Source organism: Neptuniibacter sp. QD37_6, assembly GCF_047778085.1.
Taxonomy (GTDB): Bacteria; Pseudomonadota; Gammaproteobacteria; order Pseudomonadales; family Balneatricaceae; genus Neptuniibacter.
Genome location: NZ_CP180550.1, coordinates 867,372 through 892,650, shown reverse-complemented (window position 1 = coordinate 892,650; position 25,279 = coordinate 867,372). Strand labels below are relative to the sequence as shown.

At 44.5% G+C, this 25,279-nt stretch carries 20 protein-coding genes; 6 read left to right on the top strand and 14 right to left on the bottom strand.

Translation table 11 applies throughout. The annotated features are described in order from the left end of the window. Positions 1–434 precede the first annotated feature (434 nt). Positions 435–1,573, top strand: a protein-coding gene (locus ACMXYO_RS03980; RefSeq protein WP_415887196.1) for an IS3 family transposase whose coding sequence is annotated in 2 segments (ribosomal slippage) — positions 435–672 and positions 672–1,573 — 1,140 coding nt in all. Because the reading frame shifts where the segments join, the coding sequence is not laid out codon by codon here. Between the two features lie 865 nt (positions 1,574–2,438). Here the strand turns inward: ACMXYO_RS03980 and ACMXYO_RS03975 are convergent. From ACMXYO_RS03975 to cysM, 10 genes are all read right to left on the bottom strand, one after another. Further along, entirely contained in the window at positions 2,439–3,347 is a 909-nt protein-coding gene (locus tag ACMXYO_RS03975; RefSeq protein WP_415887194.1) for a hypothetical protein, read from the bottom strand. A gap of 21 nt (positions 3,348–3,368) precedes the next feature. Beyond that, on the bottom strand, positions 3,369–4,490 hold the full coding sequence (locus ACMXYO_RS03970; RefSeq protein WP_415887193.1) for a glycosyltransferase family 4 protein: 1,122 nt from the start codon (positions 4,488–4,490) through the stop codon (positions 3,369–3,371). Positions 4,491–4,797: 307 nt separating this feature from the next. Continuing rightward, entirely contained in the window at positions 4,798–6,096 is a 1,299-nt protein-coding gene (locus ACMXYO_RS03965) for an O-antigen ligase family protein (protein ID WP_415888070.1), read from the bottom strand. Positions 6,097–6,475: 379 nt separating this feature from the next. Continuing rightward, positions 6,476–7,216, bottom strand: a complete 741-nt coding sequence (gene rlmB, locus ACMXYO_RS03960) for a 23S rRNA (guanosine(2251)-2'-O)-methyltransferase RlmB (RefSeq protein ID WP_415887192.1) — start codon at positions 7,214–7,216, stop codon at positions 6,476–6,478. Continuing rightward, a complete protein-coding gene (hemH, locus tag ACMXYO_RS03955) occupies positions 7,217–8,227 on the bottom strand; it encodes a ferrochelatase (protein ID WP_415887191.1) in 1,011 nt (336 codons plus the stop codon). A 137-nt stretch (positions 8,228–8,364) separates the two neighbouring features. Continuing rightward, positions 8,365–9,024 (bottom strand): adenylate kinase, encoded by a 660-nt coding sequence (gene adk, locus ACMXYO_RS03950; RefSeq protein ID WP_415883710.1) that lies wholly within the window; start codon positions 9,022–9,024, stop codon positions 8,365–8,367. Positions 9,025–9,404: 380 nt separating this feature from the next. Further along, positions 9,405–12,014 carry a phosphoenolpyruvate carboxylase gene (ppc, locus tag ACMXYO_RS03945; RefSeq protein ID WP_415887190.1) on the bottom strand — a complete coding sequence of 870 codons (2,610 nt, stop codon included), beginning with the start codon at positions 12,012–12,014 and terminating at the stop codon, positions 9,405–9,407. Between the two features lie 203 nt (positions 12,015–12,217). Further along, a complete protein-coding gene (mazG, locus tag ACMXYO_RS03940) occupies positions 12,218–13,036 on the bottom strand; it encodes a nucleoside triphosphate pyrophosphohydrolase (protein ID WP_415887189.1) in 819 nt (272 codons plus the stop codon). 26 nt (positions 13,037–13,062) lie between these two features. Then, positions 13,063–15,324: a GTP diphosphokinase gene (gene relA / locus ACMXYO_RS03935; protein ID WP_415887187.1), complete on the bottom strand. Its 2,262-nt coding sequence runs from the start codon at positions 15,322–15,324 to the stop codon at positions 13,063–13,065. A gap of 251 nt (positions 15,325–15,575) precedes the next feature. Continuing rightward, positions 15,576–16,472, bottom strand: a complete 897-nt coding sequence (cysM, locus tag ACMXYO_RS03930; RefSeq protein WP_415887186.1) for a cysteine synthase CysM — start codon at positions 16,470–16,472, stop codon at positions 15,576–15,578. Between the two features lie 213 nt (positions 16,473–16,685). Between cysM and ACMXYO_RS03925 the strand changes: the two genes are divergently transcribed. Then, complete coding sequence (locus ACMXYO_RS03925) at positions 16,686–17,285, top strand: LysE family translocator (RefSeq protein ID WP_415887184.1); 600 nt, start codon at positions 16,686–16,688, stop codon at positions 17,283–17,285. 15 nt (positions 17,286–17,300) lie between these two features. Continuing rightward, positions 17,301–18,149 carry an AraC family transcriptional regulator gene (locus ACMXYO_RS03920; protein ID WP_415887182.1) on the top strand — a complete coding sequence of 283 codons (849 nt, stop codon included), beginning with the start codon at positions 17,301–17,303 and terminating at the stop codon, positions 18,147–18,149. Between the two features lie 531 nt (positions 18,150–18,680). Here the strand turns inward: ACMXYO_RS03920 and yfaE are convergent. The 3 genes from yfaE to nrdA form a co-directional block, all read right to left on the bottom strand. Continuing rightward, positions 18,681–18,947 (bottom strand): class I ribonucleotide reductase maintenance protein YfaE, encoded by a 267-nt coding sequence (yfaE, locus tag ACMXYO_RS03915; protein WP_415883701.1) that lies wholly within the window; start codon positions 18,945–18,947, stop codon positions 18,681–18,683. Positions 18,948–18,958: 11 nt separating this feature from the next. Beyond that, complete coding sequence (gene nrdB, locus ACMXYO_RS03910; protein WP_415887180.1) at positions 18,959–20,089, bottom strand: class Ia ribonucleoside-diphosphate reductase subunit beta; 1,131 nt, start codon at positions 20,087–20,089, stop codon at positions 18,959–18,961. 101 nt (positions 20,090–20,190) lie between these two features. Further along, positions 20,191–22,455 (bottom strand): class 1a ribonucleoside-diphosphate reductase subunit alpha, encoded by a 2,265-nt coding sequence (gene nrdA / locus ACMXYO_RS03905; protein ID WP_415887178.1) that lies wholly within the window; start codon positions 22,453–22,455, stop codon positions 20,191–20,193. Positions 22,456–22,935: 480 nt separating this feature from the next. On the opposite strand from nrdA, the gene ACMXYO_RS03900 reads away from it, so the two are divergent. Then, a complete protein-coding gene (locus ACMXYO_RS03900; RefSeq protein WP_415883698.1) occupies positions 22,936–23,142 on the top strand; it encodes a DUF2788 domain-containing protein in 207 nt (68 codons plus the stop codon). Positions 23,143–23,154: 12 nt separating this feature from the next. On the opposite strand, the gene ACMXYO_RS03895 is transcribed toward ACMXYO_RS03900, so the two are convergent. After that, positions 23,155–23,679: a HugZ family protein gene (locus ACMXYO_RS03895; protein WP_415887176.1), complete on the bottom strand. Its 525-nt coding sequence runs from the start codon at positions 23,677–23,679 to the stop codon at positions 23,155–23,157. A gap of 139 nt (positions 23,680–23,818) precedes the next feature. On the opposite strand from ACMXYO_RS03895, the gene ACMXYO_RS03890 reads away from it, so the two are divergent. After that, a complete protein-coding gene (locus ACMXYO_RS03890) occupies positions 23,819–24,229 on the top strand; it encodes a hypothetical protein (protein ID WP_415887174.1) in 411 nt (136 codons plus the stop codon). A gap of 62 nt (positions 24,230–24,291) precedes the next feature. Next, the gene (gene kdsA / locus ACMXYO_RS03885) at positions 24,292–25,140 is read left to right on the top strand and encodes a 3-deoxy-8-phosphooctulonate synthase (RefSeq protein ID WP_415887172.1); all 849 of its coding nucleotides are present in this window, start codon (positions 24,292–24,294) and stop codon (positions 25,138–25,140) included. Positions 25,141–25,279 lie beyond the last annotated feature (139 nt).

The window sequence follows — 25,279 nt, the reverse complement described above, 5'->3', positions numbered from 1 at the left end:
GGATTCAGTGAATCGTTACAACAGATCTATTACAACTATCAGTAGGTGTTTAATATTCTAATGTTTTCCTTAGCCACTCATTTAACTGGCGAGCTATCTCATTTAACTCTTCCTGAGAATGAATATATAGATCAGTTCCTTTAGGTATATTACCTGAGCATACGATGGATATTTTCATTAGATCCTCTCTTCCATGTACTTTGAGGGCCATAAAATCAGATTTGTGTATCGGTTTCATGAACAAAGCGTTCATGCCCTTTCATCTCCATTCCTCCCCCCAAGTGAGAGATTTATATAACCACCGAAAAGTTGGTTAGCTCGTTCAATCGATGCAGATACAACTTTTTCATTTCGTTTATTATTAAGCTTTGGTAAGCCCCCAGTTCTCTAGACACCTCATAGATATATAATCGACGAAAATAATGAGGTGTACGATGCGCGGAAAACGTTACCCAGAAGAATTCAAAATCCAAGCGGTTAAGCAGGTCACGGATAAGGGCTATACGATTACTGATGTCGCTGAGCGACTCGGTGTAACTTATAAAAGCCTTTACGCTTGGGTGCAAAAATACAGCCAGCCCGATAGCTGCCGACAAGCGGATGATGCCCAGTCCGCTGAGATCAAAAAACTCAAAGCTGAATTACGCCGCGTCACTGAAGAGCGTGACATTTTAAAGGAAGCCGCGGTGTACTTCGCAGGGGAGTCAAAGAAAAGTACACGTTCATAAAGTCGCGACTCAAGAAATTTCGTGTAGCCGTCATGTGTCGTGTATTGGCTGTCCATCGCAGCGGCTTTTACGCATGGTTGAAGCAACCTTTTAGCCCTCGAGCACGCGAAGACCAACGCTTAGCAGTAAAGATTAAACAGTTTTGGCTTGAAAGCGGCTGTGTGTATGGTTACCGCAATATCACTATCGATTTAAAACGAGATGGTGAGCTATGCGGAAAGAACAGAGTGCATCGTATTATGCGTAGCGAAGGTTTGTCGGCTGTCCGTGGTTATCGCCGTCACCCTAGTTTCAAAGGAGGAAAACGACACCCTGCTGCCGAAAATATCCTTAATCGAGCATTCGAGGTCACTCAGCCTGATCAAGTGTGGGTAACTGATTTCACATACATTAGAACCTACGAAGGTTGGTTATATCTCACGGTAGTGATTGATCTGTTCTCACGTAAAGTCATCGGTTGGACGATGAAAAGCTCACCCAAAACAGACCTCGTTATCGATGCGTTACTGATGGCTATTTGGGGTCGAAGACCAACAACAAAGGTTCTTGTTCATTCAGATCAAGGGGTTCAATATACCTCAGGTGACTGGCGTAGGTTCCTTAAGGATCATAATCTGGAAGCCAGTATGAGTCGTCGTGGTAATTGCCATGACAATGCTGTTGCGGAGTCGTTTTTTTCGTTACTCAAAAAGGATCGAGTTCAACGGAAGATTTACAGAACACGCGATGAGGCTAGAGCTGAGATATTTGATTACATAGAAGGTTTCTATAACCCTCGAAGAAATCATGGTACTAATGATGGGCTGTCACCAGCGGAAGCTGAAAGGCAGTTTTTTAGAAACTAGAAAGTGTCTAGAATTTTGGGGTCTTACCATAGAGTTATTGATTCAACGCTCCACAGGCTTCTATAACCAGGCTACGGTAGATGGTTTCGTGTGACAGCTGATTATTCTCATCCTCGAGGAATTCCTGCTTCAGCCAGCCTGCCATTTGTTCAGATGACCAGTAGAATCTGAACTTGGTTCCCACTATTTTACTTAAAGAGCGATTGAGAGCTCACTTAAATTGCTTCGGACGCTTAGTTCTATACCGAGCATTTTGATCTGCTTCAGTTGCTCGATAAGCATCACAGCCACCATTACGAATTATCTTGTGGCTAAACGTTATAGGTGAACATCTAAGTTAGATACAATGGTGCGAGTGGATTATTATTTAGCAACTACTCCCTCGATATTTCCTCTCGTTCAGCTAAGAAAATAGAAAGGTTAAACTCTTTCTATCAAAAAGTATAATCCCTCCAGTAAGGACCAACTGTGCATAGATTGATGAGTATTGAGTTTCGAATACTCGGGCTATAGAGTTCAGCAATTCACCTTGTATAACGATCCTAACTCTCTGATTACAGTTCTTTGACGTATTTGCACCGTATTCTTATGGGCATTTGCAGCACTCCATCTTTTAAATAAAGATAGTCTGTTGCACTGACATTGCACCCGCAGCCTGAAGCAAACACGGGAAAAAGGTATATAGAGAGCAGGGCATACCTTTAGGCCATAATTACGTCCCTTCTGAATTCACTACAAAACATGCGTGTAGTAATAGAGTCTTGACTTAGTTAGGCCTTACCTGTGAATTTTTTAGTTTGTTACGCACGCAGGGTTGATTAAGAACGGGGCTTAAAGCCAGAATTAAACCCAAGTTATAGTTCTTCTATTCATTTATAAATAGTAAATCATTAACTTGCCCGGCACCTTCTATCCGGATTCTGCGAAGCTCACAACCGGTGGACTTATCAATTTCTACCACTTCTCCGAATAAATCTTCTGAATGCCGCTTACCACGTTCGGCTTTCTGGCTAACCCCCACCCAGATACTATCTTCGGTGGAAGCAAGACCACGAACCCAGTCAGATGAAGAATAAAACGGTTTTTCTTCACCTACATAATGGATATTTCCGTCATGCGAGGCGCAAAACATAATACGGTCGCTATCCAGATGTATATCGTGTGTGTGATGACAACCAGATAAGACAGTGATTTCTGCCCCTAATTCAGGGGCCAGCAGGTCGCATTCCCCTTCTGGAAGCCTGGCTATTGGAATTTTAATAACTTCCGCGTCCTTATCACCACGATTATTAAGGCCGACATACAGTACACCACCGTTTACAATAACAGCATTTATATGACTTATATCTTGCCGAGCAGGGCCAACATTTAGCCGTTTCACAACACAACCAGAATCAAGTTTAGCGATAACTATTCTGTTCTTACCTGTATCAGTTAAGTAGACATCTCCCTCGTAACAGCTTATTTGGTGAACATCATGAACATCCATTACCTTACAAGAAGGTCCTCCTCCCCCAGATAGCGGAACCTGGTGAACTATTACATCGGTAGACGGTTTTCCTGCTTTTTTTGTACCCAGCTTTTCCCTTGCTGCAGCAATAATGGTACATGGATCCAACTGACATATACCAAAAAAACCTTTGGAAGATGCATCAAAAAAAAACCACTTTTTTCGTTTTTTTCGCTCAAGAAGCAGTTCCAATTGTTCCGTAATCGGATCAAGTAGAAAAATTTTATTACTTGTTCCTATTAGTAGCCGCGGTGACTTTTGCATCAAGTTTACCTTATTTCCTAACTAATTGACGTCGTGATTACGACATACAAGCAAGCTCTTTAGCTGTTCAAAATGTTTCTGGTCTGAGAACTTTTGATCCGCTTTATTTTTACCAGCAATGGCTATAGAGAGCCTAAGTTCAGGGTTCTCATAGTACTTACGAATCGCAACAGCCAAAGAAGTACTATCTCCAGGAGTAAATAAAAGTCCTGTTTTACCATCATCGATGATTTCTGGCACACCTCCCGCGTTACTGCCAATAACTGCGACTCCCACCCTCATAGCTTCAGGTAAAACCAAACCAAATGTTTCTTTATAGGTAGCTAAGACAATGACATCAAAATTTGCCATGGAATCAATCGGCTCATCAATAAAGTCAATAAAACGGATCTGCGTTGAAAGCTTTTTCTCAGAAATGAGTGTCTGCAATTTCTCTTTGTAAACCTGATTCATCACATGGCCAACCAGGGTTACAGATATATCCATTCCTTGATCTACCAACGACATTACAGCATCGATAAGTAGATGCTGTCCTTTGTTATGCTCAACCCTACCAAACAAAGCTATATTGAGTTTACGTCTCGGAAATGAGTTTTCTGAAAAAAAATCTTCACGCTGCACATTGTTTTGTGGCGCGCGTACCCCAAGATAAAGGCACTTTATCTGCTCCTCATTCAAAGGTAGATAACGCACTGCCTGCTGTTCCATATCCTGAGTGATGGTTAAAATCCGATCTACTGCCTGATACTGGATCCGATGCAAAAAATCCTTCTTTGGGCGCGTAATGACCATATGCCGAGTATAAACCAGATAAAAGGGATGCCTTTTCTTTGCAAGCATAGCCAGTATCAGATCCTTCCCCCAATGCATATGGAGTACATCAATCTCATTGCTCCGCAAATAGTTAGCAAGACGATACGCGGACAAAACAGGCAACCGACGAAAGGAAACATTAAGCTCGTAAACTTCGACACCTGCGTCTTTAAAAATTTTAGCTAGGCGGCTAGCTTTAGAGACCACAACAAAGCATTTAATGCCTATACGGCTCAAAGCCTGATATTCTCTGTACGCATACAATTCCAATCCTCCAATCCCTGGAGAGAGGCAAAGGATAGCTACACTTTTTGACTCACTTTGGTTCACTCTACACCCTAAAAAAACCAGAAAAATATAATTGGTAGACTCGCACCCTATTCTTTAACTGATTATAGAATCGCTGTTAGATAGCCATCAAGGATGAGAGCATGCGGTAATTAACGATCAGTGTGCCACAAGCAACTGCACAATAATTATGAACCCCAAACAATACAGAATTCATTAGGAATCACAACTTTGAAGGAGGTAGGGACTATCCAGCCCTTAAAGCTATACAGAAACAAACAACGCAGTTCACTAGAAATATCGAGGGAGATAAGCTCTAACCAATTAATACTTGCTGAGTTTCACTACTTTACCGAGTGGTATAGCCACTGCTATTGCACCCTACCTCCTCAACAGCATTAATCCTATCATTAAGCAAACTCGTTAGAATTATCAGTAATCCGGTATACATAATAATGCCGGTATTCAAAAAGATAACTTCCTGTGTAAAATTACTTATAAAAAATACACAACCGAAAGCTGTCAACGCCGCTGCATAGGGAGCTACTATATTTGGCTGTTTACGCCATGCCCTCAGTCCTAGACAAATAGGAAAACCAAGGAAGAGGATTACGGCTGCCAGTCCAACTAGCCCACGGCGCGCAAATGCATTTACATATGTATTATGAGCATTATCGTAACGAAGCAGCTCTTGTCCATAGCGCCCATTGTTAACCTGATCATTTTTATAATCAACGTACTGTTCTAGCCCAACACCGATGATAGGCGATTGCAGACCAGCTTCGACACTCACGCCCCAAAGCCCAAGACGAATGCCCGATGAGGTTGCAGTTTTCTGCCCACTTTGAAATAAGCCAACTTCTTTATAAGCAGTTTCAAAACGTTCGATTGTCGAACCACCATATAAGAATAAAGCGCTCGCAAAAAGCATAATTGTAATGCCCAAGGCTAGTAATTTGACCCGTTTACTAGTCTCTTTATGAAAAAAAAGTATGGCTAAAATAATAAAAACTACAGGTATACAAATAATACTACCACGGCTCTGACTCATAACCCCCGCAACCAAGCCCCCAGATGACAGAAGAAGTCCACCACATAATAGTAACTTCCGTTTTCTTGTCTGGTGAGAGATGGTGGCTGACAGTGCAATAGCTGCCGAGGCTATAGCTATTGATATAGCACTAAACTGAATAGGATTGATTAACTGTCCAACCCTACTGATACCAAAAACATACCTTTCATAAAGCGCGAAACATAACAGGGCTCCTGAACTGACCAGAAACGCGAAAATTAAAGACCTTTGACCAGGTCTAATAGCATTCAATAAAAAAACCAGCGGAATTAGTAGTAAGACCTTAGCGGGCTTATCCAAAATGCGTGGATCCGCATCAAATAGAAGAAATTCCATAAGAAATACTGTTACAAATAACAGCATAATGCCTACTAGTACTTTTTCGGAAGCCTTTAGCCTTATCTTGTTACGAATATTAGGGCTCAGAAAAAAAACGTATGACAAAAGTAGCAAGCTAGCAAAAATGTTATAACTATTAAGAAATGTCACTGAGAAGCCGACAAAGCAACAAACAATGGTACTGATATATCCTTTTGCAAGAACGCAACTATCGAATTCATACCCTTTTATTTGCATCAAAACCCAACGCCTAAAAATTGAACCATGTAGAAATAACAATCGAGGGCTATTCTATATCAGAAACCTTCTTTAAAAAATGCCAGCAAACTTCTTATCGCGTAAGCATTGCCTAAACAACCTTGTTCAGACCACACAGCAAATAAGATCTTGGATTTAGCTGGTGAATAATTACGGGTAGCCCATATTCGTCTGGAAAGCATGTCGCAAAATGCAACACAGTCTCATGCCATTGCATTCATCACAAAAAGCAAGCAAAAGACTACAAAATTAAATTGAGCTACATTGCGCATTCTCATTGTTCAATTATAAGAAAACGACAATACCTCTTTATTTACGAGATAGATAAATGGGGTTGCAAAGATGAAATTTACTGAAACTACCTGGAACGCTGCCTAACCGCTTCAAACAAGCAGATACCTGTAGCAACGGAAACATTCAAACTGCTCACTTCGCCCGCCATTGGGATTTTAACTAGCTGATCACAATGTTCACGTGTTAGGCGACGCATACCTTGACCTTCTGCGCCCATAATCAAAGCCATAGGGCCTGTTAGGTTAGCTTGGTAAACATTTAGATCGGTTTCACCTGCGGTGCCTGTGGTCCAGATACCTCGTTCTTGCAGACTTTTTAGGGTACGGGCAAGGTTGGTTACCAAAATGTACGGTACCGCTTCAGCTGCGCCACAAGCGACTTTAGCTGCGGTTGCGTTGAGTGGTGCAGATTTATCTTTAGGGGCGATAACTGCCTGCACACCGGCTGCATCAGCTGTACGCAGACAAGCACCTAGGTTATGGGGATCGGTTACACCATCGAGTACCAATAGGAACGGTGGTACATCGAGGTTATCCAGAAGTTGATCTAGGAACTTTTCGTTGTGAATTTGGATCGGTTTACACAGAGCGACGACACCTTGGTGGGAACCACCATCGGCTAGCTCTTCTAGATCACGTTTAGTCACTTGTTCGCATTGGATCTTCAGACCCATCGCCGTTTCGTACAAACGCTGCATACGGTCATCGTGACGACCTTTAGCGATCAAGATTTTCTGAATACGTTGTGCATCACGCTTAAGTGCTGTGTTTACGGCGTGAATGCCGAAAAGATATTCGTATTTCATTTAGCGAACTCCAATCCAATCGCCTGCTTGCTCACGTACCAGTGTAGCTAAGAGCTCGATAAAGCTATCTTGAGCATTCAACGCTGGAATATACTCATAAGACTCACCACCGGCTTCCATAAACACCTCTTGGTTTTCGATAGCGATCTCTTCTAACGTTTCCAAACAATCAGCTGAAAACGCAGGACAAGCGATCTGCAGAGACTTAACACCTTTCTCTGGCAACGATTCCAATGTTTTGTCTGTGTAAGGCTGCGTCCACTCCTTAGGCCCAAAGCGGGATTGGAACGTAGTCATCCATTCCGTATCAGCAAGACCAAGCTTAGCCGCTAATAGCTCAGATGTTTCGTGGCACTGTTTTGGATAAGGATCACCCTTATCTGCGTACTCTTTTGGAATACCGTGATAAGAGAGAATCAGTTTGTCAGGACTGCCGTTTTCTTCACGGAAGCTATTAACTTGATCAGCCAGCGCAGCAATATACTCTGGATGGCTGTAATAGGAGTTCACAATACGAATATCCAGAACTTCACGCTGTTTAAGCTGGAACTTAGCCACCTGATCGTAGATAGGTGCCGTCGTGGTTGCGGAATACTGCGGGTACATAGGTACCAATAGAATTTTGTGGTAGCCACTCTCTTGTAACTTTTGCAAACGAGGGGTCAGACCCGGCTTGCCATAAGTCATCGCCGAGAATACATCGGGTGCATGCTCACCGTGTTTTTGCTGAAGCAAAAGATGAAGGCCAGCCACCTGTTTGTCCAGGATCTTACGCATTGGAGAATCGTCTTCCCAAATGCTGGCATATGCTTTCGCCACTTTACTTGGACGAACATTAAGGATGATGCCATTAAGAACAGACAACCACAGCATACGTCTTAGGCCTTTACCTTCAACTACACGCTGGTCAGATAAAAACTCTTTTAGATAACGACGAACAGCGCCTTTTTCAGCTTTGTCAGGCGTACCTAAGTTAACTAATACAACGGCGGTTTTATCTGTTTGGCTCATTCAGCATCTTTCCTTTTATGTAAGGGGGAGATTATCTCGGATGTGCGACTAAAATCCTATAGTTAGCGCTGATTATAGGCATAAAAAAACCGCACCCGGTGGGGTACGGTTTTTTAAATCTTTTAGATCAATGCTAATTAAGCATTTTCCAAGCCAGCGAATACGCCGTCACGGATATCTTCTACAGAACCAACGCCTGCTACGTAAACGTAAGAAGGTGCAGCAGCTGCGTCTTCTTCAGCCCAGCCTTTGTAGTAAGTGATCAGTGGAGCAGTCTGGTCATGGTAAACTTTCAGACGGTCACGTACAGTATCTTCTGCATCGTCAGCACGCTGAACTAGGTCTTCGCCAGTTACGTCGTCTTTACCTTCAACCTTAGGCTGGTTGAAAATAACGTGGTAAGTACGGCCAGAACCTGGGTGTACACGACGACCAGCCATACGCTTAACGATCTCTTCGTCAGCAACATCAATTTCAACTACAGCATCGATGTTAACGCCAGCATCTTTTAGAGCATCAGCTTGTGGGATAGTGCGTGGGAAACCGTCGAATAGGAAACCGTTTGCACAATCAGATTCAGCGATACGCTCTTTAACTAGACCGATGATGATGTCATCAGAAACAAGCTGGCCTGCGTCCATAACTTCTTTGGCTTTCACGCCCAGAGGGGTACCCGCTTTTACCGCAGCACGTAGCATGTCGCCAGTAGAGATCTGAGGAATGCCATACTTCTCAGTGATGTATTGTGCCTGAGTACCTTTACCTGCGCCTGGTGCGCCCAGAAGGATAATACGCATACAGGAAACTCCTAACTAGTAAGTTTAAAATTTTAAAGTTGTCGCCATCCGATCCATGTTGATCGAATAAGCAGAAATCTGTCATAAAAAAATGCTAATGCCGGACGATACCATGACCTTAAAAGCGAACAATTCGACATTAGGACTACCAATACAGGACTTATGGAACCAAGGTATAAGTCCGTTAGTTTGATAGGTAGTCATCGTCAAAGCGGCCCCATCTCCAGCAAACTTATTGAAAGTTCGGGAGTTTCGACAGCGGCTTTGAATTAAAAATCTGTATAAGAGACTACGTTATCAAGTCACTGCAGCACAAGCAATTATTGCTGCACCGCAGTAACTTAGATCATAAAAACAGCAAAAATCGCTTAAAAATCAGCTTATCCAGTATTTCGCATACCTGCGGAAATACCCGCCATAGTTACCATTAGCGCTTGCTCTAAGCGTTCATTTGGCTGGTTACGATCTCGATGAAGCAATTCTGCCTGCAAGAAATGCAGCGGATCAATATACGGGTTTCGCACATCGATCGACTGGCGAATCACAGGACTAGCATCCAATAAGCCATCTTGCTCTTTGATCTGATTGATCAGACCAACAATATCACCAAGACGCTGACGTAAACTTGAGCCCAATACACCTAGCTCTTCAGAAACCAGCTGCTCATCATAGTAAGCTGAGATGTTACGATCACTCTTCGCCAATACCATCTCAAGCATGTCGATAGTGGATCTAAAAAATGGCCACTTCTGATACATCTCTTTAACCAGCGACTGACTGCTTTCACTTAACGCTTCTTGCAACGCTTTATCACTGCCTAACCAAGCTGGCAGCATCAAGCGAATTTGCGTCCACGCAAAGATCCATGGGATCGCACGCAAACTTTCTACCCCACCGTCCTGACGGCGTTTGGCAGGTCGTGATCCCAAAGGCAGTTTCGCTAGTTCTTGCTCTGGCGTGGCCGCGCGGAAATACGGCACAAACATTGAGTTTTCCCGCACAATGGCACGGTACTCAGTTAAGCCACGCTTAGCCATCGCTTCCATCTGCTCACGCCACGCTTGCTCTGGCCCCGGCGCTGGACTTAGCGTTGCTTCCAAGACTGCACCTGTGCACAACTCTAAGTTACGAATCGCCAAATCAGGCATACCGTACTTAAAGCGGATCATCTCCCCCTGTTCAGTTAAGCGCAGGCTGTGATCTACAGAGCCCGGAGGCTGCGCCAAAATCGCTGTATGACTTGGACCGCCACCACGGCCAACCGTACCACCACGACCGTGGAACAAGGTTAAGTGAACACCATGATCTTTACATAGCTGAGTTAGCCCTTCCTGCGCCTTAAACTGGCCCCAAGCCGCAGCCAATTGGCCTGCATCTTTAGAGGAATCAGAATAACCAATCATCACCTCTTGATGGCCTTGAGTGTAGGCGTTGTACCAATCAACGCTTAACAAGGCATCAATACAATCGCGAGCATTTTCAAGGTCATTTAGGGTTTCAAACAGCGGTGCAACACGCATGTTATGGCTGATGCCCATCTCACGCAGAAGCAATATAACGGCTAATACATCGGAAGGATGGCTAGCCATAGAGATTACATACGAGCCCAATGCGCTCTTATCGGCTGTCGCGACTACCTGACAGGTATCTAGAACTTCCTGCACTTCATCTGATGGCACCCACTCATTAGGGAATAACGGCCGTTTGCTTTGTAACTCCTTGAGCAAGAAGCTTTGACGTCCCTCTTCGGTCCACCCACTGTAAGAACCTAAACCATAAAACTGTGATAGCTCTTCAAAGACTTGTGCATGACGATCAGAACTCTGGCGGATATCCAACTTCACCAAGGTTAGGCCGAAGCAAGCAATACGGCGGATAATATCTTCCAGCGCGTTCTCTGCAATAATACCCATACCGCACTCTTGTAGAGAGCGATAACAAAGCATCAACGGTTCGATCAGCTCATCATCATGTAGATAAACATCATAGTCGCCCTCAACATCGCCTTTCAGCTGTCGTGCTACCCAGTTTTTAGTGCCTTGCAGATGATTACGTACTTCACCCAGTAATTTACGATAAGGTTCTGCGCAATCACCTACCCGCTCCATTAACTCTTTGCTGGCTTGATGCATAGACAGTTCGGCGCGCAAGGCATCGACATCTTTAAGATAAAGATCAGCTGCCATCCAACGAGAAAGCAGTAACACCTCTTCGGTAACTTTGGCGGTCACATTTGGATTACCGTCACGGTCTCCGCCCATCCAAGATGCAAAGCGAATTGGCGAGCTATCAAGAGGCAAGCGCTCACCCAATGTTTCATTGAGCTGAGCATCTAGTCGACGCAGGAATTTAGGAACCGCTGTCCAAAGGGAGTTTTCGATTACTGCAAAGCCCCACTTCGCCTCATCGACGGGCGTTGGACGTTGCTTACGAATCTCATCGGTATGCCAGATCTGTCTGATCAGTTCATCCAAACGCGTCTGCGCATCTTCATCACCGCTATCCAAACGACGCAAGCAGTCAGCAATATCATCGTATTTTTGGATTAAGGTGCGGCGATTTACTTCGGTAGGGTGAGCAGTTAATACCAGATCAATCTGGGTATCTTTGAGTGAATCAGCTATCTGCTGTGGCGTGAAACCTTTCTGGCGTAGTTGCGCAAACAGAGTGCAGAGAGAATCAGGAGTACAAACATCTGTGACTTCAAGGTAACGACGTACCCGGTGGTGCTCTTCGGCAATATTGGCGAGGTTTAAAAACTGGGTAAACGCGCGGGCAACCGGTAATACTTCATCTTCGCCCAGTTCACGCAGTGCTTTTAACAGCTCTTCGTGCTCTGCCTTTTCTTCCGTACGCCCCTCTTTCGCTAACTGGCGTACCACTTCAATTTTATCAAACAGTTCATCGCCAAGGTGCGCTTTTATAGTCTCCCCCAGACTGGAGCCGAGCATTCGAACATCATCGCGTAAAGCTTCGTGCAGATTGGTCATATATCCCTCCTGACGCAAAAATTCGCATACCGATGGAGTCGGTTTTCTTCGATGCTAACCCATTAAAAAGAAGAAAAACACAGTAAATTCAGTTAATTATTTAAGGAATAGCGCACTAAAACAGGGCTATAAGAGAGGTATTTAAGGAGATGTAAAGTGCTTTAACTGTGAGTTAAAAGCCCGCTACGAACCTTTTAAAGTAGCTACAGACCTTTAGCTTTGGCTTGATTCCAAAAGGCATCTAATTCATCTAAAGAGAAACCATTCCAATCACGATCAGATGCGAGTACTTGGTCTTCAACGTAGCTAAAACGACGCTCAAACTTTTGGTTGGTTCCACGGACGGCATGTTCGGGATTTACACCAAGATGACGGGCTAGGTTAACCTGAGCAAATAGCATATCGCCCATTTCATCAGCTACTACAGCCTTATCACCGGACTTAATGGCTTCGCGAAGCTCTGCTAGCTCCTCTTCCATCTTATCCAACACGGCTTCAGTTTCTTTCCAATCGAAGCCTACTTGCGCAGCACGCTTTTGCAATTTAGCGGCACGAGAAAGAGCCGGAAGAGCACGCGGTACATCGTCTAAGACACGACTGATGCCCTTCGCTTCTTTAGCATCACGTTCTTGCTGTTTGATCGCTTCCCAATTGCGCTTAATCTCCTCTTCCGAGATCGGATTATCTGCACAATTGGAGTGCAAGGTACCGTCTGGAAAAACATGAGGGTGGCGACGAACCAATTTTTCGATCAGATTAGTTACGACTGTGGAAAAGTCGAATCGCTGATCTTCAGAACCCAGCTGGGTATAAAAGATCACTTGGAACAGTAGATCACCTAACTCGTCGTTTAGATGTTCCCAGTCTTCACGTTCAATGGCATCTGCAACCTCATAGGCCTCTTCCAAGGTATGCGGCACAATAGTGGCGTAGGTCTGCTTAAGATCCCAAGTGCAACCGGTTTCAGGGTCACGCAAACGTGACATCAGATAGATAAGATCATCAATTGTGTACTGAGCCATAACGCAAAAAACCTACATCCAGCTGATTAGTTGGTGCCACCGCGTTGACGGTGAACTTCCATTACGTTTGGCACCTGATTGATCTTGTCCATGATACGACCCAGAAGATCCAGACTAGAGATCTCGGTAGTCAGGGTTAGACGTGCAATATTGTCGCGTTTATCTGACAGAGTATTCGCAGCAATAATGTTTAGATCTTCTTCCGCCATCAACAACATAACGTCACGCAGAAGACCAGAACGGTCGAACGCTTCGATATAAATGTCCACAGGGTAAGTTGTTTGGCCTGTTTCGCCCCAATCAACTTCGATCACCCTTTCAGGCTCACGTTCCTGCAACTGAATCATGTTGATACAGTCTTCACGGTGAACAGAAACACCACGGCCTTGAGTGATGTAACCGGCAATAGGATCACCCAAAACAGGCTTACAGCAGCTCGCCATCGTAGTGAGCAGGTTGCCTACACCACGAATACGGATTCCTTCTGGCTGACCAGAATCACCTGCACTTTGTGCAGGTAGAGCCAGATCAAGCTGCTCTTCCTCTTCACGCAGTACCTGCTTCTGAGCGGCATTGATGATCTGCGACAGACGCAGATCACCCGCACCTAAAGCCGCATACATATCTTCAGTATTCTTGTAATTAACCTGTTCAACGATCTGATTAATATCCAGCTCGTCTAGATCAATTGCCAAGCGTTTAAACTCTTTCGCAACGATAGAGCGGCCGGCATCGGCATTCTGCTCTTTCGCCTGAAACTTGAACCAGTGCGCAACTTTGGCACGCGCGCGTGGCGTTGTTACAAAGCCAAGGTTGATATTTAGCCAGTCACGACGCGGACGCTCTTCGTTACCCGTCATGATCTCGACCTGATCTCCGGTCTGTAAACGACGGTTTAGCGGTACGATACGGCCATTAATTTTAGCACCTCGGCAACGGTGGCCTATTTCAGTATGAACGCGGTAGGCAAAATCGACCGGCGTCGCACCTTTAGGCATATCGATAACATGGCCATCTGGGGTGAAGATGTAGAGACGATCCTGAACCACATCGCCGCGAAGCATGTCGCCAAACTCTTCGCTTTCGCCCAAATCATCATGCCACTCAAGGACCTGCCGCAACCAGGCGATCTTATCTTCGTAGGCATCACTGCTTTGCTTGGTATCTGTGCCTTTATATAGGTGATGGGCACATACACCTAGCTCCGCCTCTTCGTGCATATCAAAGGTACGGATCTGAATTTCTAATACTTTGCCTTCAGGACCAAATACAGCGGTATGCAGGGAGCGATAGCCGTTCGGTTTTGGTGAAGCGATGTAGTCATCAAATTCATGCGGAATATTGCGCCATAAACTGTGCACAATACCTAGTACCGCATAGCAATCTCGGCTTTGCGGCACCAAAATACGTACAGCACGAACATCGTAAACTTGGCTAAATTCGATATTTTTACGCTGCATTTTTCGCCAAATACTGTAGATGTGTTTAGCTCGACCGCTAACTTCACCATCAATATTGACGTTTTCTAGCTCGCTTTCTAAACGTAGCACTACCTTGTCGATATAGTCCTGACGGTTTAAGCGTTTCTCATCCAGAAGCTTGGCAATGTGTTTATAGTCATTAGGCTTAAGATAACGGAAGGAAAGGTCTTCCAACTCCCATTTGATATGACCGATACCAAGACGATGAGCAAGCGGCGCGTAGATATCAAATACTTCACGCGCCACAAGATAACGTTTGCGGCGACTGCCGTCTTTTACACCTCGAATAGCGCAAGTACGCTCAGCAATTTTGATCAGCGCCACACGCACATCATCAATCATCGCCACCAGCATCTTACGGACATTGTCCATCTGAGTAGTTTCACTACCCAATACGCTTTCATCGATTCGAGGGTTTTTGCGGCTACCGATTGCAGCCATTTGGAGAACGCCCATGATCAATTGGGCGATGCCTTTATCGAACTGTTTACGAACACGCTCGATAGGCAGTTTACGTTCACGCACTGCGCGATAAAGAATAGCGGCAACGAGGGAATCTTGATCCTGATGCAGATCTGCAAGAATCTGCGCCATTTCTAGGCCTGTGCGGTAGCTGTTATGGCTATTTTCAGCCCAGACATCTTCTGATGCTTCGCTGTTATCCTGCGCTTGTTTTGCCATTTCACAAGCACGGCGAATAACATCGATATCTTCAATGTCTGTAAGATCCTGAAGGTGCTCCAACCAAACATCTAGATCTACAGATCCATCGTCTAGAATAGGCTGGTCTTGACGTACCTTAACCATGTTCTACTACTGCTCCCAGAAATTAACCCTACCGTTCACCGGCTATTTTTATTATTTTTATCTGCACTAAATATATGGGCTAGAAGTGATTAATCAACTTCTGCACTCTACTCATGCGGCGCATATTCTATTCCTTCAGAAGCCAAAGCGCGAATTTCTTAAGTATTAATGCCCACTAATATTTTATGCCAAGCACAAAAAAAGCCCCATTGGGGCTTTTCTATATTGCAAAAAACGTCTGCGATCCAAACTTAACCGTTAAACACACCGGTAGAAAGGTAACGATCACCGCGGTCGCAGATAATACACACAATCACCGCATTCTCGACTTCCTTAGCTAAACGCAATGCTCCGGCAACAGAACCACCAGAAGATACGCCACAGAAGATGCCTTCTTTTTGCGCCAATTCACGCATTGTATCTTCAGCTTCTTGCTGACCAATATCCAAAATTTTATCTACACGGCTTTCATCAAAGATCTTAGGAAGATATTCTTGCGGCCAACGACGAATACCGGGAATTTGCGCACCTTCACTTGGTTGCAAACCGACAATCTGAACATCAGCGCTTTGCTCTTTAAGGAAACGAGACGTACCCATAATGGTACCTGTAGTGCCCATAGAGCTAACAAAGTGAGTCACTTTACCTTGAGTCTGTTCCCAGATCTCTGGGCCTGTTCCACGATAGTGTGCCTCTGGGTTATCAAAGTTAGAGAACTGATCAAGTACGATACCTTCACCACGCTCTTGCATCGCTAGGGCTAGATCACGCGCACCTTCCATGCCCTCTTCTTTGGTTACAGGGATTAACTCTGCGCCATAAGCCGTCATCGAAGCTTTGCGCTCTTCGCTGCTGTTATCAGGCATGATCAGCTTCATCTTATAACCTTTGATTGCAGCAGCCATCGCTAAGGCAATACCTGTGTTACCTGATGTTGCTTCGATCAGAGTATCACCCGGCTTAATCTGGCCTCGATCTTCTGCACGCTGAATCATGCTAAGCGCAGGACGATCCTTAACTGAGCCTGCAGGGTTATTGCCTTCCAGCTTACATAGAATCACATTGCCGTTGCCCTGACCTATACGCTGTAGACGCACAAGTGGGGTCTTACCGACATAGTCTTCAATTGTTGGAAACTGCACGCTCATAGAATTTTTTCACCGTTATAAGAAACAAATAATAAGTTATAAAAAAGCTGTTTTTTATAGCCTATATAAAGGACACAAAAGTTTACCGAGGGTTCCCTAAAAGCACAAGAAATCTACTATTCACAAACAAGCGTAGCCCAGCGCAATTTCGTTCAATAAATTGGTTTTAAGCACTGCCATAGTAAGCCAATAATTTCCGTTAGAAGGTTTCCTATGTTTGCACTCACACTTTCTATGGCTGTATTTGCCCTTGTCGGTGCGATTACCCCCGGCCCTGTGAATATCATCGCAACCAGTTCCGCTGCGGTTTATGGTTTTTTACGTACCCTGCCCCATGTACTCGGGGCGACGACCTCTTACACATTGATTGTTTTACTTGCAGGTGTAGGTACTCATCAGCTGTTTCAAAACAATCCGCAGCTATTGGTCATCCTTAAATATCTAGGCAGCGCCTTTCTTATCTATATGGCATACAAAATTGCTACGGCAGCCAGTGAGTCCAATGAGCAAGAACAGAGTTCAACACCGCCTACTTTTATACAAGGCGCACTCAGCCAAGGGCTCAACCCTAAAGCCTGGTTAGTCTCGATCTCAGGTGTGAGTGTATTTGTACTAAACCAGTCCGAGCCTCAACTATATTTAGGTGTGTTTGGCGCAATATCTTTTGCTGCGTGCCTGATTGGAGTTGGAACTTGGGCTATCGCTGGGCATCTGATTAAGGATTATCTAGCGCAACCCAAACAGAAAAAGCTATTTAACCGCATTATGGGCATAATGCTATTTCTAACGATTGCACCAATCTGGATAAATTAGCTCCTGAGTTAGCCGATGAAAAAGACCAGCAAACCCAACACTCAAAAGCCAGCCGAGTTTTTTGCTCGCTGTGCTTCGCTGCCTTTTATTGAAATGCGCTCAGCCCATCGCTCTGCAGCTTGTTACCAAACTCACTCCCATGACGAATTTTCGTTTGGCGTGATTGATACCGGTAGCGCCAAATACCACAACCTGAAACAAGCGAATAAGATCCATCAAGGCACCACGGTAACGATTAACCCGGGCGATGCTCACTCCTGCAACCCTGATGCAGGTGAATGGTCTTATCGAATGCTGTTTATCGATACCGATTGGATTGGCGAGTTACAAAGCGAGTTATTCAACAGCAACAATCAAGATTACCTCGCGTTTAACCAAGTTCTGCAAAGTACCCCTAGTTTATTTTCGCAGTTCGATAGCCTATTTAAGCAGCTCTGTGAAAGCGACAATAAACTCGCAGCTGAAACCCTGTTGATTGAATATCTGAAAACGCTGTTTGGCAAAGATCTTAATACCCAAAGCGATCAAAAGGCGCTGGATAACTTCCATATCCACAGAGTAAAAGAGCTAATCATGGACCAACTCGATTCTCCTTGGTCTCTCGATGACTTTTGCGCCGAAACCGGACTAAGCCGCTACCACCTGATCCGCAGCTTTAAACAGCAATACGGCCAAGCCCCGCATGCCTATCAACTGAATCAACGAATCAATAGAGCAAAGCAACTACTGCAACAAGGGAATGGATTAGCTGAAACGGCACTGGAATTGGGCTTTGCCGATCAAAGCCATTTTCAAAGGCATTTCAAGAAACGTGTAGCGGTAACGCCAAAGAGCTATCAGTCGTTTTTTGTGGGAAATGAATAATAGAATTGATGGAGCTATACGCTTTGCTATTACACCCTACAAACTGATCGAGCTTGTAATTCTTCAAAATACCTCATTCTAGATACAAAGTTCTTTTAGAGTCTGACTGGGCATTTAATGTCACATAACGACTAAGCTAACTTAACAAGATTACTTGTGGAAGAAAACAAACCGAGTTATCCCATCTCTTGTCCACAAACGACAATTTTTACCAAATGAAAAACATCCCCACCTTCTGTGGATAACTCAGTGAATAGTTTTTGGGTAGATCGCTGAAAGGCACTGATTACGTTGAATTCAGCAAATAGTTTAAAATTTAACCCAATAAAAATTAACCCTTTAATTTCAATTAGTTATATAAATCAATAAGATTTTTTAAACTTTAAAAAATTAATTATTGCAATATTGACAAAGAAAATTTTTAGCTGTGCACAAGAATAATGCACAACGGTGAAATCCACAGATATCACCGCACTTTTTTGTAGCTGTGCATTAATTTTTCGGTGCAAGAAAGGATTAGGAAGTGCCCACTTACTCGTCAGGCATCTCTAATTCGATATGTGTCTTCGGGATACAGCAGCAGGTGAGGACTTCGTCATCCTGCAGGTCCAATAAGCTCTCTTGAACATATTGAACTTCACCTTCGATCAGGCGAACTTTACAACAGCCGCAGTATCCACCGCGGCAGTTGTATGGCGCTGGAATCTCTTGTGCTTCCAGCGCGTCGAGTAAGGTTGGTTCGTACTGATAGTAGAACGTATGGTGATGGTTAACTTTGATGCGTGATGGGCCAGACATGCGCTTGCCTCTTATAGATCAAAGCCGTCGAAATCACCTTCATCCACCTCGTTGTCGATCTGACCTACAAGGTAAGAGCTGATCTCCGCTTCCTGCGGTGCCACTTGAACGTTGTCACTGATCAACCACGCATTCATCCACGGCAGTGGGTTTTGACGTGATGAGAAGATCTCTTCCAAGTTCAACGCTTTCATACGTACGTTAGTGATGTACTCAACGTAGTCAGATAGGATCTGAGCGTTAAGACCGATCATCGAACCTTCACGGAACAGGTACTCAGCCCAATCTTTCTCTTGTTGAGCTGCTTCTTTAAAGATGGCGTAAACCTCAGGCTCGCACTCTTTAGCAATATCTTTAAAGACTGGATCATCAGCGCCAGATGCCATGATGTTTAGCATGTGCTGCGTACCCGTTAGGTGCAGCGCTTCATCACGGGCGATCAGTTTGATGATCTTAGCATTACCTTCCATGATCGCACGCTCAGCAAAGGCAAAAGAACATGCAAAGCTCACGTAGAAACGGATCGCTTCTAGTACGTTGATAGATACTAACGTTAGGTAAAGTTTCTTCTTAAGGTTACGCATAGAGGTGTCGTAAACCTTGCCATCAACCGTATGTAGACCTTCACCGTGAATGCTGTAAACACTGGATAGGTTGATGAACTCATCGTACAAACGTGTCACAGAATCCGCACGGCGAATGATCTCTGGGTTTGTCACGATCTGATCGAATACTTCAGATGGTTCAGTAATGATATTACGAATAATATGCGTGTAAGAGCGGCTGTGAATCGTTTCACTAAAGGCCCAAGTCTCGAACCATGTTTCCAACTCAGGTATAGAAACGACTGGTAGAAAGGCAACGTTAGGTGAACGTCCTTGAACAGAATCCAGCAGCGTCTGGTACTTCAAGTTACTCAAGAAAATATGCTTTTCGTGCTCCGGCATATTCATAAAATCTTTACGGTCAGTCGATAGATCGACCTCTTCTGGACGCCAGAAGAACGACAGCTGCTTTTCAATCAGCTTTTCAAAGATTGGATATTTTTGTCTGTCGTAACGAGCAACGTTTACGCTTTTACCGAAAAACATCGGCTCTTTAGTTGCATCGTGAGTACTGTGACTGAACGTAGTGTACGCCATCGGAGTGTTCGTTCCTGAAACCTGGATAAATCTAGTTATATTGCCTGCCACATTGTGACAGGCGCTCTACTCTGAGTGGTCAGTGGATAGCGGCAAACTTATTACAGTTTGCACGCACCACCTTCACAACCCCCATCATCTGCTTGGTCAGAAGCACCATCACGGGTGTTATGGTAATAAAGGGTTTTGACACCGTATTTGTATGCCGTAAGCAGGTCTTGAAGAAGCTGCTTCATCGGTACTTTGTCGTTCGGGAACAACGAAGGGTCGTAGTTAGTATTTGCAGAGATCGACTGATCCACAAACTTCTGCATGATACCAACAAGTTGAAGGTAACCGGTGTTGTTTGGAATATCCCAAAGCAGCTCATACTGGTCGCGTAGTTCGGTGTAACCCGGAACAACCTGCTTCATGATGCCATCTTTACTCGCCTTAACCGATACATAACCACGTGGTGGCTCAATACCGTTAGTCGAGTTAGTTATCTGTGAAGATGTTTCACATGGCATTAGCGCTGTTAGGGTACTGTTACGTAGACCAAACTCTTTGATGTCTTCGCGTAGTGTTTCCCAGAAGTAGTGCAGTGGCTCTTCACAGAACTCATCTACTTCGCGCTTATAAGTGTCGATTGGTAGCAAGCCTTTCGAGTAAACAGTCTCGTCAAACTTAGGACAAGCACCGCGCTCTTTAGCTAGCTCGTTAGAAGCTTTCAGTAGGTAGTACTGAACCGCTTCAAATGTTTTGTGTACTAGGCCGTTTGCAGAACCATCGGAGTACTTAACGCCGTTCTTCGCTAGGTAGTATGCGAAGTTAGTCACACCAACACCTAGAGGACGACGATTCATTGTCGATGTATGCGCTGCTGGGATTGGGTAATCCTGATAATCCAATAGGTTATCCAACGCACGAACAATCAGATCAGCCAGGTTATCTAGCTCATCTAGGTTCTCTAGGGCACCTAGGTTAAACGCAGACAGCGTACAAAGTGCAATCTCACCTTCTGGATCATTCACATGCTGCAACGGTTTAGTTGGCAGTGCGATTTCCAAGCAAAGGTTAGACTGTTTAACAGGTGCAACAGCCGGATCAAATGGGCTGTGCGTATTACAGTGGTCAACGTTTTGAATGTAGATACGACCTGTCTGAGCACGCTCTGCAGCAAGAATACCGAACAGTTCAACCGCTTTGATTTTCTCTTTACGGATGTTTGGGTCGTTCTCGTATTGAACGTATAGGCGCTCAAACTCATCTTGATCAGCAAAGAAGGCTTCGTATAGACCCGGCACTTCGTGTGGGCTGAACAATGTAATGTCGCCGCCTTTGATCAAGCGAGTGTACATTAGCTTGTTGATCTGTACGCCGTAATCAAGGTGACGTACACGGTTCTCTTCAACACCACGGTTGTTTTTAAGAACCAATAGAGATTCAACTTCTAAGTGCCAAATTGGGTAGAACAGCGTTGCTGCACCACCACGCACACCACCCTGAGAGCAGGATTTCACTGCTGTCTGGAAGTGCTTATAGAATGGGATACAACCTGTGTGGTACGCCTCACCGTTACGGATTGGGCTACCTAGTGCACGAATACCACCAGCGTTGATACCAATACCTGCACGCTGAGATACGTATTTAACAATCGATGCAGATGTAGCATTGATAGAGTCTAGGCTGTCACCTGTTTCAATCAGTACGCATGAGCTGAACTGACGTGTAGGTGTACGCACACCTGCCATGATTGGCGTAGGCAGAGATAGCTTAAATAGAGAAGTCGCATCGTAGAAACGCTTAACATAATCCAAACGCGTTTCTTTCGGGTAATCCGCGAATAGGCAAGCCGCCACTAGCATGTAAAGGATCTGTGGGCTTTCGTAAACTTCGCCAGTTACACGGTTCTGGACAAGGTACTTACCTTCCAGCTGTTTAACCGCAGAGTAAGAGAAGTTCATATCACGTTTGTGATCTAGGTAGTCGTTAAGAACGCCCCACTCTTCTTCTGTGTAGTCTGCGATTAGATGTTTGTCATAACGACCCGCTTCAACCTGTGTTGCAACATGTTGGTACAGGTGTGGTGGCTCGAACTGACCAAATGCACGCTTGCGCAAATGGAAGATAGCTAAGCGAGCAGATAGGTATTGGTAATCAGGTGCATCTTCCGAAATAAGATCGGCAGCAGACTTGATTAAAGTCTCGTGAATATCGAAGGTTTTCATACCTTCGAAGAACTGTAAGTGAGCTTTAAGCTCAACTTCTGACGGTGATACTGCTTCTAATCCTTCAGCGGCCCAGATAACTACTTTATGGATCTTTTCTAGATCTAGCTTTTCTTGCCGACCATCCCTTTTGGTAACCATCAGATCTTGCTGCATGCGACCTTCCAAATAACACTCAGATATATTTGTAATTATGATCCTGCTTTTAACCCTGAACTTGCCGTTAAAATCTGGCAAAAGCATGAAAAATAACGCGATCATGCGGGCAGCAGGTTTTAGACTCTACTCTTTCAAGAGGCACAACATGTGGTGCTTCAAGTCATTCAAGACACTAAATATAGTGATATGAGAGTTGAATGCAACTCTTGATTTTGGAATTTTTAGAGTGTAGGCGAACGCTCTAATACAGCGAAATCATTGATATGACGGGGCTTTCAGGGGAGCTAAGATTTTCTACCGCAATCCAACTTTTTTTTATTTTTTTGACCCATCGCAAGTCGTCCAATTCCACGCCAAATTTTGGTGCAAATTTAAAGCGCAACGTACGCTTTTGAGCAACACTCCCTGAGTACCGTTCTACAACAAAATCCTGTATGATTTGCAGCCAATTTTAAGCTTAAAGCAGAGGTAGCCTAAATGCGTCTAGCAGAAATGGAAGCAATTGCTCTGAATATTGGTCTTGCAGTATTTGCTGGTTTCATATTCTTTATCATTTACGATCTAGCAAAAAAATCCAACGCCGGTAAATTCGGTACTGCCATTCTATTTTTTGCCTTAGGCTTGGGCTTAGCTGCCTTTTTGGTAAAAACAGTTGTTGTGGAGATGATGGGCGGAGCCGCCTAATCATCCTCATATCTAATCCGGTTTCGATTCTTTTAACGTTTTCTCGTTGATATGTTCCAACGATCCAGAACTAGGATCTACAACATAAGCCTTACCGAAACCTACGACATAACGTCCCTGCTGCGGTTTTAATCTAAACAAATGAAAATCTGGCAGGGAACGTAACATCCCCACAACGTTCCCAAACTTCCCTTCTAAATCATCCAGCATGCTCTGATAGGCATCATCTTGATTATCAACCTGTTCGGATAAACAGCTATAGATAAGACGCTCACGCGCAAAGATATTCTGCGACTGTTCTTCATCAGTAATAAACATCACGGAACATTCATTGTTAACTAACAAACTCTGGGTATGCGCTGCTAACTCACTAATGAAAATATAAAAGCTCCCCTGCTTATCCTTCACATAGGGCGCATAACTAATTTCAGGGAACCCTTCGGCACTCAGAGTCGACAGCAACAAGGTCTTCTTACTTTCCTGTAATTGTTTGCAGGCTTCATCTGGTGCTGCTTGGCCTTCTTTATGCTCTGACATAAGGTCCCCTCGTATTCACTCCAAAGTCGTACAGTTTCTAACCATTTATTTCTTCAGACTGGAAAACACCAGCCGATAACTAAAATACAACAGTTATGCGATTCATAGCTATACTGGCAGTACTGGTAAGGTGATTATCATGGGCGATTCAAAAGTGCTTATACGTCATCCCGATGAGTTCCCAATCGAACTCAAGCTCCAAGAGACCGATTCGGTTTCTACACTCCCCTCTTCACTCCAACTTATCTGTCACTCCCCAACCCCATTCCATTCTGGAGAAAAGATACAGATCAAAATCCCTAGCATTGCTGAAAATCTAGAGGTTTATGGCGTTATTCAAAGCTGTGACGACACTCCTCAGGGCTATGAGTTAGGGATCACTTTTAACAACTCTGACGCGCTCATACGTATTCGTATGTTAGAGCAGCTTTGTTATATACAACGCTATAGGAGCCATGTGCTGAATGAAGAGGGCCGCGAGCTCTCAGATCAAGATGCAGCGCTTGAATGGATTGGAAAATACGCACACCTTTTTCCAACAACAAATTAAAAGCCTCTCTGCTAAGAAGCCGTTATAATGCATCTTTCTGACTTTTATGGATGACTACAAAGATGCAACAGAAGAGCGTACACGTCGCAGATTTTGAAATTGCCAACGACAAACCGATGGTGCTATTTGGCGGCATGAACGTATTGGAATCCCGTGACTTAGCCATGGAGATTGCCGAACACTATGTCACTGTTACTGAAAAGCTAGGCATCCCTTACGTTTTTAAAGCATCGTTCGATAAAGCAAACCGTTCTTCCCTAACCTCTTTCCGTGGTCCCGGTTTAGATGAGGGCCTTAAGATCCTTCAAGAGATCAAAGACACATTCAAAGTGCCTTTGATTACTGATGTACACGAGCCATTCCAAGCAGCGCCTGCTGCCGAAGTATGCGATATCATCCAGCTTCCAGCCTTTCTGTCACGCCAGACGGATCTGGTAGAAGCGATGGCTAAAACCGATGCGGTTATTAACATTAAGAAAGCACAGTTCCTAGCGCCACAAGAGATGAAACACATCCTGCACAAGTGTGAAGATGCTGGAAACGATCGTTTGATCTTATGTGAACGTGGTTCTTGCTACGGCTACAATAACTTGATCGTTGATATGCTCGGCTTCTCTATCATGAAAGAGTTTGGCTACCCCGTTATGTTTGATGCAACCCACGCTCTACAAATGCCCGGGGGCCGTGCCGATTCAGCCGGTGGTCGCCGCGCACTTGCCGCCCAACTTTCTCGCGCAGGCTTATCTCAGGGCATTGCCGGTCTATTCTTAGAAGCACACCCTGATCCAGAAAAAGCCAAATGTGATGGCCCTTGTGCGCTACCATTAAGCACGCTTGAAGCATACCTAACACAGATGAAAGCCGTGGATGATCTAATTAAAAGCTTCCCTCCTTTAGATACATCTATCTGAATATCTGAAGCTGAACAACCTAGTCCTAGGAAGTTTTCCTATATCAAAGCTTCCTAGGCGTTATAAATCAAAGTGTTCCAATAAAAAGTAGCAAAATAGTGCTAACCAAGAAGGCTGGCCTTGTCTATGATATGCACAT